The 13,558-nt window shown below is 67.9% G+C and carries 5 protein-coding genes and 3 pseudogenes; 1 reads left to right on the top strand and 7 read right to left on the bottom strand.

Features of this window, described 5'->3' with window-relative positions; all coding sequences use genetic code 11:
• Positions 1-13: 13 nt before the first annotated feature.
• The 3 genes and pseudogenes from EAT51_RS20935 to EAT51_RS18695 form a co-directional block, all read right to left on the bottom strand.
• A pseudogene (locus EAT51_RS20935) lies at positions 14-142 on the bottom strand (ESPR-type extended signal peptide-containing protein); the annotation flags it as partial.
• A 404-nt stretch (positions 143-546) separates the two neighbouring features.
• Positions 547-1,500, bottom strand: a complete 954-nt coding sequence (locus EAT51_RS18690) for a helix-turn-helix domain-containing protein (protein WP_228257997.1) — start codon at positions 1,498-1,500, stop codon at positions 547-549.
• 504 nt (positions 1,501-2,004) lie between these two features.
• Positions 2,005-2,895 carry an AraC family transcriptional regulator gene (locus tag EAT51_RS18695; RefSeq protein ID WP_130518594.1) on the bottom strand — a complete coding sequence of 297 codons (891 nt, stop codon included), beginning with the start codon at positions 2,893-2,895 and terminating at the stop codon, positions 2,005-2,007.
• Between the two features lie 312 nt (positions 2,896-3,207).
• On the opposite strand from EAT51_RS18695, the pseudogene EAT51_RS20695 reads away from it, so the two are divergent.
• Positions 3,208-4,002, top strand: a pseudogene (locus EAT51_RS20695) (alpha/beta fold hydrolase).
• Between the two features lie 96 nt (positions 4,003-4,098).
• Here the strand turns inward: EAT51_RS20695 and EAT51_RS18710 are convergent.
• The 4 genes and pseudogenes from EAT51_RS18710 to EAT51_RS20940 form a co-directional block, all read right to left on the bottom strand.
• Entirely contained in the window at positions 4,099-4,644 is a 546-nt protein-coding gene (locus EAT51_RS18710) for an invasion associated locus B family protein (protein WP_165421936.1), read from the bottom strand.
• 109 nt (positions 4,645-4,753) lie between these two features.
• Positions 4,754-5,605 carry an OmpA family protein gene (locus tag EAT51_RS18715; RefSeq protein ID WP_130518602.1) on the bottom strand — a complete coding sequence of 284 codons (852 nt, stop codon included), beginning with the start codon at positions 5,603-5,605 and terminating at the stop codon, positions 4,754-4,756.
• Positions 5,606-5,714: 109 nt separating this feature from the next.
• Positions 5,715-13,097, bottom strand: a complete 7,383-nt coding sequence (locus EAT51_RS18720; protein WP_228257998.1) for a hypothetical protein — start codon at positions 13,095-13,097, stop codon at positions 5,715-5,717.
• Between the two features lie 90 nt (positions 13,098-13,187).
• Positions 13,188-13,451, bottom strand: a pseudogene (locus EAT51_RS20940) (YadA-like family protein); the annotation flags it as partial.
• Positions 13,452-13,558 lie beyond the last annotated feature (107 nt).

Consider the following 13,558-nt stretch of genomic DNA (forward strand, 5'->3'; position numbering starts at 1 on the left):
AGGCGCCGGCCAGGCGACTTGTCGCGACGCCACCGCGCGTGTTGGCGCTCCGAGACGTGCTCCGTCTCGACCGAGCCAGTTCCGAGACCACCACCGGTGCGCCGAGCGCGGAATTCCATACCAAACGATAGACGCGATTCATTCGCCACCCCCTGTCCTGTCGGTCCGCTGTAACTTTTTTGTTACATCGCGGTTGCGGGGATTAGAGACCGACCCAGCCGCAGGCTGGTGCGCCATTCCGGAACGACTATGGGAAATACCGGGCATCGAATATTCGATTTCGGCAAAAACCAGACGATTAACAGGAGATCTACGCGACTGAATACGTGCCGCTCAACTCCCGGCCGAGATTCATCGCAGCGCTGCGTGACGCAATGCAATCCGCAGCCGCGCGCTCACCCTTCTCAAAGGGCGTCAACTCACCCAAACGTCCGTTGGACGAGACCCGATCGCGTCAAGCCTCGCGACCTAACCCGGCCGCGAAGCTCCTCGATTTGCCGGCTTTTTCAGTGGAAAAATGGGGAAAATGACTAGACGCCCCTTTCCTCACATGCGCCAGATCCCGACCGGAGGACTACGCAGCAGCGTATCGCTGGGCAACTCGCCGAAGATCCGCCGATATTTCCCGGCGAATTTGGAAAGGTCCCAGAGACCGCAGTTCAAGGCGATCGACTTGACCGAGTGACGGCTGGCGTCGCTGGCCGACAGGCTGCGATTTGCGGTGCACAGCCGCAGCATGGACAGATAACGGTTTGGGGATATTCCCAGCAGTTCGTCGAAGGCGTAGCGCAGCGTTCTCTCGCTGACGCCAACTGTGTTACAGATTTCTTGCATATAAACATTTCTGTGCATGTGCAGGCGCATGAAATCCTCCGCACGACGCAGGATCCGGTAATGCATGAGCCGGCCGCGCGAGCACCGCGGGCGGTCGTCCGGCGTCGCGGAGAACTTGGCCATCAAGTGGGCGCGCACGTAGGCGCTGGCGCCTTCCAGGCGATCGCTGGTCTCCTGCGGACCCGATTCGCGCGACCATTGGGCCAGCCGTGTGGCCAGCTGCTCCAGCCTGCGCGCGGTCGCGTCGCCCGAGGGCCGGAACAGCCGCACATACTGTCCGATCGTCGGCAACGAAGCCCCCAGCCCGAGTTCGGAGAGGCGCTGTTTCAAGGCGCTCAGCGGGATCAGGACCAGCGTCAGCCTGGAGCCGGCGCTGAGGACGAACTCGCTGCTCGCCCCTGGAAGCACGGTGACGACCATCCCGGTGTCCATGCTGACGCCATGACACCAACTGGCGCTCGGATCGGTGTGGTGGACATAGCCGAACAGGCACCAGTCCGGCGGCAGCGTGAAGCGCCCCCTGAAAGTGAATGCGTTCGTGATCGAATAGATCAGCGCGTCCTCATCGAGGGAGGTCGCCACGCCCGGGCACGCGCCTTGCCGGTCCAGCAGCACCACGTCCAGATCGCAGACCTTGAGCAGGCCGGCCAACGCGGCCAGGTCCAACGGCGGTGCTCCCGCCTGATCTGGCTTGGAATGCCGTTTCGATCGCGCTTCGTCCATCCCTGTCCCCCTTTGAACCGGCCCTCGAAACATCCCGAGGCCGCGCGCATTCTATGCAAGCCAAGCAAGCGCGATGTCCCACTATGCATTCGTCTTGGCGCGTGTTCCCACGCGCGGTCACCACGTGCCGCTCTATTGACCTGCAAACGCTTGGATGCTTTGGTTCCCGCGCCGCCCGGTCTAGCATCCGCACGGCCCAAGCCTTCACACTCTTTCCACAACCTTAGGCACGCTGGCCGTGTTGTTGGCGTGTAGAAAGTCAGGGCCTGACCCACCTGCAATGATTCGCGGTGATGTCCTGGGACCCAGGTCACGCTGGTCTTCACTGCGTTTGATCGGTGCTTCGCCCTGGTTGTTGGATCAATTGCGCAAGCGCAGAACGCTGCACTGTCGGAAACAGCGGCAAGCCCGCGCAACAGCTGTTGACGACGCTGCACAAGCTCAAGGCTAATCAGGCGCGTTCTTCGTCGGATGCTTGCCCGCCGACAGGGCTTGGCGCAACTGCTGGGGTGACTGGCCGAACTCATGCCGCATTGCCGCGATGAAACCCGCATAGCTGACGAAGCCAGCCGCCTGCGCCACCGCGGCCAGACTCAGACGTTCGTCGCGCAGACGCCAGCACGCACTGCGCGCGCGTTCGCGCAGCACGTACCGCCAGAGCGTGCAGCCCATGCGCGCCCGGAACGCGCGCGCCAGGTGGAATGGGCTGCTGGCCGCCGCGCGCGCGATCGAGGCGAGATCCAGCGGCTCACTCAGATGGGCATGGATGTAAGCCAACGCGCGCCCCACGCGCCAGTCCGCTGCACGAGGCCCGGGCGGCACGCGCGCCATGGGCATCAGCTGCGGGATCAGCGCCACGAACACCGCATCGCCGACCAGCGCGCCATGCGGCTGGCCGGTGGCGGCATCGGTGCGCAGCACGCGCAGCAGCCCGGCGATGGCCGGCGCGCGCCGTTGCAAGGTGGAACGCAGACCGTGCGACCGGTCGGTGACTTCATGCCCCACTATCTCGCCCAGCGCGGCGTCGGTGAAGTACAGGCAGGCCGAGTCCACGGGCCGGTCCCACCAGAAGCGTCCACCGTCGCCGGCGGCGATGATCCCGATCTCGTCCTGCCCCATGCGCGCGACGTGGCGGTGGCCGTCCACGCACATGCCCGTGCGCAGCGCGCCACGGTCCAGGGGGAGCGTGAGATGGTGGAACGGCAGCGCCGGCGCATCCAGCTGCACGGGGCCGAAGCAGGACTGTTCCATCGCGCACCACGACCACGACGCCCGCGCCGACACCGTGTGGCTCAGCCAGGGTGGCACCTTGCGCAGTTCGGGGTTGGCGGCATGCATGGGACGCTTCCAGGCCGGCGGGAACGCGCCCAACTTAGCAAGATTTCGAAGCTGGCGAAGCCGGCGGCGCGCTAGCCTTCTGGCGACCGCGGACCGACCGCACGCAACCCTGCCCTAGACCGGGAGCGCAACGATGAAACGCCTGCTGATCTTGCTGAGCCTAGGTTTCTTCCTGGTGTTGAACGCCCGCCCCGCCGCGGCCGCTGTGCCCGACACGCTTGCCCCAGGCGAGCACAGCTTCGTCTCCAACGGCGTGCGGCTCTGGTACAAGGTGTCCGGCCACGGACCGGTGGCGCTGCTGCCCACGCCCGGGTGGGGCCCAGCGCGGAGTATCTGTTCCTCTCGCTGCAGCCGCTGGAACGCGACTTCACCATCGTCTATCTGGACACCCGCGCCACCGGCCGCTCGCAGGTCCCGGCGGCCGAGGCCGTCACGATGGAGGACTTCGTGGACGACCTGGACAATCTGCGCCGCCATCTGCAACTGGACCAGCCCTGGTTCATCGGCCACTCCATGGGCGGCACGCAGATCCTCGAGTACAGCCTGCGCCATCCGCAGCACGTGCGCGGCTTGCTGCTGCTGGCGGCGGCGATCACCAACAACGCGGCGGACGCGACGCGCCAGGCCTAGGTGGAGCGTCAGGTCATGCAGCAGGTTGAGTCCCGGCGGGGCCGGCCCGGCTTCGAGGCGGCGCTGAAGGCATTCAAGGGCGATCCGCCGCCCACCACGGATGCCGAGTTCAAGGCGCAGATCCTGGCGACGGTGCCGATCGAGATGTACGACATGTCCAAGGCGGTCAACGGCAAGGACGCCTTCGAACAGGTGCGCTTCTCCCTGGTGGCCTTCCAACGCTTCGTCGCCGGCGTGCGCACCGACCTGGCGCCGGCGCTGTCGCGCATCCAGGTGCCGGCCCTGGTGGTGGCCGGCGCGGACGATGTCGAAGTGCCGTGGCAGCAGACGCTGAGCCTGCACCGTGGCCTGGCCCATTCCAAGCTGATCCTGATTCCCAACGCCGGGCACTTCGCCTGGCTAGAGCAGCCCGACGTCTGGTTCCAGCAGGTCCACGACTTCCTGCCCACGGTGGGCTATCGCGCGGATGCTCCTTGACGGTGGGAGACGAGGCGACGCCCGGGCGCAAGGCGGCTGGATTCGGAGCGCATCCGCCAGGCGTGGACCTTGGGCTGTGAGGTTCACACGCCGGCCTCAGCGCGCTGTCTTCTGCGCAGCCGCTGCCGAAGCCATCGTCACCATCTGCGCGTAAGCGGCGTCGAACCCCTGCAGCGACAGCTGGAAGGTCGCCGCCCCGCCCGACGCGATGGGCGCCACGACCTTCAGCATCTTGGCGCGACGCAATGCCTGCAAGGCGCTGTCGTCCAGATTCAATGGCACCGTGCAGCCCTGCTGCAGGCAGGTCTGGTAGGGCGCGTTGCCCACCGGGCCGTCATCGATCTGCAGACTCACCCCCGCATGCACATCCAGGCCGAACGGCAAGGTCAGCCCGGCGCTCGCATGGCGCATGCCATCGGGCTTGACCTCCATCAACAGCAGGCGCTGGTTGTCGGTGGTGCGCCGCAGCTCCTGCGCGAGCGTGCAGTAGCGCTGGCCCTGCTCGTTCCGACAGCCGATGCTCCAGGCGCCAAAACGCTGGACGGCGGGCAGCGGCTGCACCGGCGCCTGTGGCGACGCGCTCGCCGCCTTGGGGGCGGACACTGAGGTTTGTGCGAATGCGGGGTCGGCGAAGGCGGCCATCGCGAACGCCAGCACCGAGACGCACACCATCGAAGTCGAAGTTTTCATCGAAGTTCTCTCACGCGTTGAATGGCAGAAGATGGAAGCTGGAACCCTCTCATCCAGCGCCTCAGGGCACGTCTGCCGCCGTCAGCGTCACGCGCCTGTCTGGCGCCAGGCACGCGATCAGTGCCACGCGGGGCATCGCGTTGCTGCAGCCTTGGCTGACCGGATCGCTCGCCCCCATGCCGACGGAGTGCAGGCGACTCGGGTCGACGCCGCCCTGCTGGGTCAGATAGCGCGCGATGGTGGCCGCGCGTCGTTCCGAAAGCCGCAGGTTGTACGCCGCGCCGCCCAGGCGATCGGCGTAGGCGCGAAGCGTGATGCGCTTTGCCATCAGTTCCGGCGCTCGCAGCTCGGCGGCGAACGTGTCGAGCTGCCGCTTGCCTTCCGGCTGCAGATCTTTCATCTCCCAGAGGTCGAAGGGAAAGAGCACGTCGAGCTGCAACGTCCTGGCGTAGGGCTTGGCGGGCGGCGGAGGCGCTGGCGCGGCGACGGCTTGCGTCGCCGGCAGGCAGCCGGCCGGCTTCCAGTGCAGGCTGCCCACCTTGCCGTCCTTGCCGAACAGCAGCTTGAGCTGGCAGGTCGTGAAATCGGACGCGCCCGGCTGGCGCAGATGGACCAGGTAGTCCCATTCGCGCGGTCCGAAGCCCTCATGAAAATGTGGCGGCCCCAGCAACTGCAGGACCTGCGCCTTGTCCAGTCCGGGATGCAGCAGGCCCAGGCTCTCGGGGGTCGGGTAGGTCCCGTCCTTGGCCAGGGAGTTGGCGTCCTGCGGCGCGGGCCAGACCAGGGTCTGCGCACTCGATCCGTCCTGTTCGATGCCCTTGCTGAGCGTGCCGCAGCCCATCAAGGCCGCCGTGGAGAGCAACACCGTCAGCAGCCGCAGTACGCGAACGCCTGGTGTGTGGAAGGTCTTCATGCTGTCGTCCTCGGAGCAGGAACGTTGAGAAATCGCGGCGCGAGGCTTCGCGCCGCCGTGGGCCTTGCGATGCGGGCAGGCGTGTGCGCAGCGGCCCGCTTGTGCGTCGTCACCACTGATAGCCCACCCCCGCACCGACGCCGGTCTGGCCGCGCGTGTCGGCCGTACCACTGAACTTGAGGACCCAGCGGCCGTTGTCGGTGATCGCCGAGACGCCCACCGCGATCGCGGACTGCCCCTGATAGGAGCCCAGGCCCACCGATGTCATGCCCCGCCCCGGGATGTAGGACTGGGGCAGATTGGCCGTCGCCACCGCCGCGGCGATGCCGCCGTTCGCATCGCGCTGCACCTGGCCCGCCACCGCGTCGGTATAGCGGATGGCATTGCCGAAGCCCTGGTTGAGCTGGTTGACGTTGACCGCATCGGTGCCGTTGACGCCCGCCGCCACGTTGGAGACGGTGGTCGGAACTTGACCATTGCCCAGCGCGACCTGGCCGTAGTTGACCGATCCGTCGGCATTGCTGGCGTAGTGCACGCTGCCCTGCTGGGAGGCCTGCAGCTGGCTGACGTTGACCGCATCGGTGCTGGCGGTACCCGCCGCCACATTGGTGATCGTCCGCTCGCTGCCCGCCTGCCCCACCGACACCGTGTTGGCGCGATCGGCCACCGAGCCGCTGCCGAGGGCGACCGCGTTGTCCGCCGTCGCCTGCGCCTGGGTACCGACCGCCAGGCTGTTCGCACCGGAGGCCACGGCACCGCTGCCGCCGGCGGCCGCGTTGGTCCCCGTGACGGAAGGCTTGGCCCCGGCGTCGGTGTTGTTGACCTGGAAGAAGCCGTCCCGACCCGCCTGGACGTTCTTGATGTCGGCGTTGTTCTGCGCGAGCTGCTGGTTGACCTGCTGCACCTGGCTGTCGGTGTAGGCATTGGCGGTCTGCACCGCGCCGTCGAGCTGACGCAGATTGACCGCATCGGTCGCCTGGCTGCCGTCGGCGACGTTGCTGATGGTGCGGGTCGCGCCCGTGGCGGCATTGCCCACCGAGACCGTCCCCACACTCGCATTGCTCGCCCCGGAGTACTTGCCGGTGTAGCTCTCCGCACCACGCCCGCCATCGCTGGCACCAGCGCCCAGCGCCACACTGCCCTGCGCGCTCGCGCTCGCATCGCGACCGATCGCCGTCGCCCCGCTGGCTGAAGCGCTGCTGCCGGAACCCACGGCGGTCGCGCCCGCCGCCGAGGCGGTCGTGCCCACGCCTGCGGCCAGCGCGTTGCTAGCCGTCGCGCCATCGCCCGCGTAGTTGCCTCCCTGATTGCCACCGTCCGCGACGCTGTAGTAGTGCGTCGTAGCGCCTGCGATGGCGGAATTGAGCTGACTGAGATTCACCGCATCGGTGGCCGCGATGCCGGCTGCCACGTTGACGAGCCTGTTGCCGCCATTGTCCAGGCCGGAATTGCTCAAAATCACTGCCCCGCCTGGGCCGCCGGACAGGGTCACTCCGCTGCCATCCAGCCTGCTGTTTCCCGTGGTGATGCTGTTGGACACCAGATCGTCCGCCGTGGCCACGGTCACGTCCGTGCCGCTGCGGGTAATCCTGATGTTCTGCCCGTCCTTGAGCTGCACCGTATCGCCCGGCTTGACCTGGGTGGCGCTGTCGCCATTGGCCTGCAGGTTCCAGCCCTTGCTCGCGGTGTCGCTGACCGCGTTGAGCTGGTTCATGTTCGCCGCGTCGGTGCCGCTGACGCCCGCGCCGACGTTGGTGATGGCGCTGCCGCCGGCGTTGATGCCGCCGCTGGTCACGCTCGGACCACCGGCAATGGTCAGGCCGTTGTTGTTGATCGTCGTATTGCCGGTGGTCAGGCTGCCGTTGGCGCCCAGATCTACGTTTTCTGCCAGCTTGACGGTCAGCGTGTCGGTGCCGTCGGACACCACGCCGATGTTGTTGTCGGTCAGCGTGCCGGTGGCGCCGCCCTTGACGTTCAAGGTCTGGCCAAGGTCGCGGTGCGTGGCGGCGCCGCTGTCGCCGGCGAAGTTCAGGCCGGCGCTGGTCACCCCGCCGGTGGCATTGGTCAGCTGGCTCAGATTCACCGCGTCGTTGGCGTTGATGCCGTCGGCCAGATTGGTCAACCGTTGCGCGTTGCCTGGATTGGCCGCCGTACCGCCCGCCGCGGTCATCGTCGCGACATCGGCGGTTGTCGTGCGCTGCACGACGCCGACGCTGCCGTTGTTCACCGCGGTGAAGGCGTCGCCCACGGTGTTGTAGGTATTGCCACCAACCGTGTACGTCGGGGCCGTCCCGGTGGTCACATCCGCGCCGCCCCCCAGGGCGTTGTTGATGTAGCTGTTGGTCGCGAACAGCTGAGAACCGTTGACCGCCTCCGTCGAGCTCGCGGACAGAGTCGCCGCCGTCACGCCGGTGATCTTGCCGCTGCCGCCTTCGTTGACCGTGACGTTACCGAACTTCGGCGCATCGGCCATCTGCAGGGTGATCGCGCCGTTGGTCGGGTCGGTCACGGTCTTGAGGTTGTCGCCTGAGTAGGTGCCCGCGGTCGACGCGCCTCCGCTGATCGCCAGCGTCTGCCCCAGATCACGGTGCACAGTGCCGGCCGATGCGTCGTTGCCGGTGAAGTTCAGACCCTGCGAGGTCACACCGGATGTCACCGCAGCCAGCTGACCACCGTTGACCGCGTCCGTGGACCCGGCCGCGACAGTGCCATCGGCGACATTGGTGACCTTCTGGCTGCCGGCATCGATGCCCGAGGCCAGCACGCTCGGGCCACCGGTGATGGTCAGGCCGTTGGTGTCGAGCTTCGCATTGCCGGTGGTGATGCTGGTGGAGACCAGGTCCGGGTTGGTGGCGATCGTGTAGTCGGTCCCGTTCTGCGTGATGGCGATGTTGTCGCCCGCCGTCACCGTCTGGGTCGCACCCGGCGCCACGTTGGCGACCGAGGTGCCGGAGACCGTTCCAGTCCCCGTGTTTGCCGTCGTCACGTTCCAGCCCTTGCCCGCCGTCGCCGCCACCGTGGAGATCGCGTCGTTGACGTTGTTCTGGCCCGTGCCGCCAATGTTGCTCGTCGTCACCTGGCCGGTCGTCGGGTTGTATGTCGCGTTGCCGCCCAGGGTCGAAGCCGTCGAACTGCCCAGCGCATAGAGCTGCGAGCCGTTCACCGCATCGGTGGAGCTGGCCGACAGCGTGCCGGGCGCCACGTTGGTGAGGTTCTGTGCCGTGCCTGGCGCCGACCCGGACCCGCCCGGCGCGATCAGCGCAAGCTGATTGGTCGTGCCGGTGCGCTGCACGGGCCCGACGGTGCCGTTGTTGAGGTTGTTGGCGATGTTGGTGACGTCGGTGCTGAGGTTGGTGACCGCCGCGCCGACGTTGGTGACCGTGGTGGGCGTGCCGACCGCGCCGGTCGTGCCGATGTTGGCCACCGTGTAGGACGGCGCGCTGACCGCACCGGTGCTCGGTGTGTACGTCGAGCCGCCTCCCAGCGCCGCGGCCGTGGTGTTGCCCTGGTTCTGGACGATGCCGTCCTCGGCGTTCACCGCCGCAGCCAGATTGGCGCGCGTGCTCCCACCGACCGAGATCGTCGGCGCGGTGTAGACGCCGGCCGAGGTGTAGCTGCCCCCGGTGGTATTGGCGGTGTTGGTGGCGATCTGGTTCAGTTGGCTGACGTTGACCGCGTCGGTCGCGGCCGAACCGGCCGACACGTTGGTGATGCGGCGCGCCGCGCTCGCCGAACCGACCGAGACCTGCGAGGCGGGCGCGGCGGTACCCGTCGCGTAAGCCGTGCCTGAGGGCGCCGCGATGGTCGAGGCATTGCCGAGCACGACGTTGCCGTCGCCCGAGCCGGTCGTATCGACGCCGCTGCCGACCACGAACGTGTTGTTGGTCGGGATGGTGTTGTTGTTGCCGACCGAATAGCTGCCCGAGCCGGAGATGGTAGTGGGATCGCCGAAGGCACCCGAGTTCGCGCCCGACACGGTGTTACCGAAGCCGATCGCGATCGACTTCGCGCCTGTGGCGCTCCCCCCAGTTCCGATCGCAATTGCGTTGCCATTGGCTGACGTGCCAGCCTTGGCCCCGTCCCCCATGGAGATCGACGAAACGCCCGGTGTAGATGACCCTGAGCCGATCGCGATGGCCCGGACACCGGACGCCGCGGCACCGGCAGTGGCGGCCGGGGTGACCGCGCCGCCTTCCGCGGTGGTGTCTGACGAACCGAGAGCGACGGCGGCGGCACCGGAGGCCGCGGCCTGCCTGCCCAGGGCCGCAGCCCCGACCGCGCTGGCGGCGGAACGGTCGCCTAGGGCTACTGTGCCGCTATTGCTGGCGGCGGAGCTGAAGCCCAGGGCCGTCGAGTTGCTGCCGCTGGCGCTGGCCGAGTCGCCAATGCCGACCGAGCTGCCGCCGCTAGCCGCCGCGCCATTGCCCATGGCGCTGGACCCCGTGCCGGTGGCAGCGCTCCGCCAGCCCACCGACGTGGCATAGCTCGACGTCGCCTTGGCTGTCGAACCGAAGGCCGTCGAGGCCTGGCTGCTTGCCGTGGCCTGGTTGCCGACGCTGGTGGCACCGGAGGCGGAACCGATGGCGCCGTTGCCGACCGCAACGGCCGAGCCGGCACCCTGGAAGAGGGAGCCATTCGCCTGTGAGTTCACGCCGATCGAGACGTCGCCCCCGCCATTCGCGACGCTGGTCGTGCCCATGGCGATTGCGTTGTTGTTGCCGGAGCCGGAGAGGGTCTTCGACCCGTCGCCGATCGCGATGGAGGACGCGCCGGGCGCGGTCGCCCCCGCGCCGATGGCGATCGCGCGGATACCGGACGCGGCCGCACCGCTCACAGCGGCCGTCGTCGCCGCGCCGCCTTGGGCGACGGCGTCCGCTGCGCCGAGCGCGAGCGAACTCGCGCCGGAGGCCGTCGCAGCAGTTTGGCCGCCCGATCCGGCGGCGCCGAGCGCCGTTCCATTGGCGGCCGTGGCTTGCGAACTCAAGCCGATGGCGATGGCCCCCTGCGCGGTCGCGTTGGCAAGCGGTCCGACCGCGATCGCGTCGGTGCCCGTCGCCGACGAATCCGTTTTCGTCGAGTTGGCGTGGAAGTACTTGATGCCCGCGCCGTTGTTGATGTTGTTGATGACCTGGTTAGTGGCGTAGAGCTGCGAGCCGTTCACCGCATCGGTGGAGCTGGCCGACAGCGTTCCGGGCGCCACGTTGGTGAGGTTCTGCGCCGTGCCTGGCGCCGACCCGGACCCGCCCGGCGCGATCAGCGCCAGCTGATTGGTCGTGCCGGTGCGCTGCACGGGCCCGACCGTGCCGTTGTTGAGGTTGTTGGCGATATTGGTGACGTCGGTGCTCAGATTGGTCACCGCCCCCCCGACGGTGGTGACCGTGGTGGGCGCGCCGACCGCACCGGTCGTGCCGATGTTGGCCACCGAATAGGACGGCGCGCTGACCGCGCCGGTGCTGACGGTATAGGTCGAGCCACCGCCCAGCGCCGCGGCCGTGGTGTTGCCCTGGTTCTGGACGATGCCGTCCTCGGCGTTCACCGCTGCCGCCAGATTGGCGCGCGTGCTTCCGCCCACCGAGATCGTCGGCGCGGTGTAGACGCCAGCCGAGGTGTAGCTGCCCCCAGTCGTATTGGCAGTGTTGGTGGCGATCTGGTTCAGCTGGCTGACGTTGACCGCGTCGGTCGCCGCAGATCCCGGCGACACGTTGGTGATGCGGCGAGCGGCACCGGAGGTGCCGATCGACACCTGCGAGGCAGGCGCGGCCGCCCCGGTGGCGTAGGCCGTGCCGGAGGGCGCGGCGATCGTGGAATTGTTGCCCAGAACCACGTTGCCGTCGCCGGCGCCGGTGGTGTTCACGTTGCTGCCGACCACGAACGTATTGTTTGTCGGAATGGTGTTGTTGTTGCCGAGCGAATAGCTGCCCGAGCCGGAGATGGTGGTGGGATCGCCAAAGGCGCCCGAGTTCGCGCCCGACACGGTGTTGCCGAAGCCGATCGCGATCGACTTGGCGCCCGTCGCGCTCGCACCCGTACCGAGGGCGACCGCGTTCGCGTTTGCCGAAGTGCCCGCCGTGGCACTGTCGCCCATGGCGATCGAAGACGCGCCCGGGGCCGACGCCCCCGAACCAATCGCGATGGCCCGCACGCCGGATGCCGCGGCGCCATTCACGGCGACCGGCGTTGTGGCGCCGCCTTCGGCGGTCGCGTCTGCTGCGCCGAGCGCCAGCGAACTCGCGCCGGAGGCCGTCGCGCCAACCTGGCCGCCAGAGCCGGTCGCACCCAGCGCCGTCGCGCCTGTCGCGCTGGCCACAGAACTGTAGCCAATCGCGGTCGCATTCTGGCCATTGGCATGGGCCACGCTGCCCAAGGCGGTGGCGCCCGTCTGGTTCGCGCCCCCGTTACCCGCCCAGGATCCGTTGCCGACCGCGGTGGTATTGGCATTGTTGGAGGAGCCACCGGCTATGGCGCTATCACCGAAGGCCGAACTGAAATTACCGGTCGCCGAAGCGTTGCTACCCACTGCATTCGCGCCAGACGCCGTCGCTTGAGCACTGCTACCCAGCGCGTTCGCGCCAGACGCCGTTGCCTTTGAATTTGGACCTATCGACGAGGCGTACGAGCCGGTCGCCTGAGCACCCTGACCGACTGCGGCTGAGAAGTAGCCGGAAGCTGTCGCTCCGCCGATCGCGCTGGCGTACGCGCCACCTGCATTCGCGTTCACCGCAGTCGAATGCTGGCCGTTGGCGACTGAGTTGGCTCCAAGCGCAGTCGCACCCGACACGCCAGCGACGCTGTTCTGCCCCAAGGCCGTTGCCGCCCCGGCACCTTGTGCAGCGTTGCCGTTGGTCGAAGCGTTGTAGCCGATGGCAACGTCCTGCACTCCCTGGCCATTGGCGGTGAAGCCAAGCGCAAGCGCACCGGCCGACCCGGTCTTGGCTGAGGTGCCGATTGCAATGGTGTTGGTGTTGGCGCCGGTCTGGGCCGAGTCGCCCATGGCGATCGAGGAAGTGCCTGCTGCCGAGGACCCCGCGCCAATCGCGGTAGCCCTCACAGCCGAAGCAGCGGCTCCGGTCACGGCGGCCGGTGTCGTCGCCCCGCCTTCGGCCACGGCATCGGCACCGCCCAGGGCGACCGAACTGGCGCCGGATGCCGTCGCGCCGACGTTGCCATTGGAAGCCGCGCCGATGGCGGTCGCTGAAGCGCCGGAGGTCAACGCGCCACGTGCGCCGTAGTAGCCGCCGATGGCGATGCCATTCTCAGCCGTGGCCTGGGCGGCGTCGCCGATCGCGATCGTCCTGTTCACCGCCGTGGTGGACGACCCCACGTTCTGGCCGGCGTTGACGCCGATCGCGATGTTGTTGGTGCCGTACACGCTCTGGCCAGCGCTCCTGCCGATGGCGATGCGACCGCCGCTCGCGGTACCGCCCACTGTCGAACCCGCCGAATTGCCAATCGCGACATCGAACTGGGCAGAGGCATTGGCCGAGGTGCCCAACGCTACCGCGCTGGAGGCTGCGGCGCTTGAAGACGATCCGATCGCGACAGCATCCGCCGCTCCACTCGTGGTCGTCGCGCTGCGGCCGTACGCAAGAGACCGATCTCCTTGCGCTTTGCTGGCGTCTCCCATGGCGATTGCGTACGTTCCCGAGGCCGTCGACGCGGTGCCCCAGGCCGAAGAAGAACCGCCACTGGCGGTCGCGCCATTGCCGACCGCAACGGCGTCGGCACCAGAACACTTGGCGTTACCGCCGAAAGAACCTGACGCGCCTATCACCACGCAAGTACCACCGGACGCGGTCCCAGCTCCAATGGAGAAACTTTGGTTTCCCTGGACCGACCAGAGTTCCATAGACACTCAGTCGCCGCTCTGCGCGTAGCGCTTTTCGAACTCTACCGGTGACATGCCGCCAGCGGAACCATGCCGGCGAATCGGGTTGTAGAACATCTCGATGTAGT

The sequence above is a fragment of the Pseudoxanthomonas winnipegensis genome (assembly GCF_004283755.1).
Lineage (GTDB): Bacteria > Pseudomonadota > Gammaproteobacteria > Xanthomonadales > Xanthomonadaceae > Pseudoxanthomonas_A > Pseudoxanthomonas_A winnipegensis.

Excerpts from the sequence above, each read along its gene's own strand:
- EAT51_RS18715 (WP_130518602.1), bottom strand. The coding sequence starts at position 5,605 with ATGAAGACCTTCCACACACCAGGCGTTCGCGTACTGCGGCTGCTGACG.
- EAT51_RS18710 (WP_165421936.1), bottom strand. The coding sequence starts at position 4,644 with ATGGCCGCCTTCGCCGACCCCGCATTCGCACAAACCTCAGTGTCCGCC.
- EAT51_RS18695 (WP_130518594.1), bottom strand. The coding sequence starts at position 2,895 with ATGCATGCCGCCAACCCCGAACTGCGCAAGGTGCCACCCTGGCTGAGC.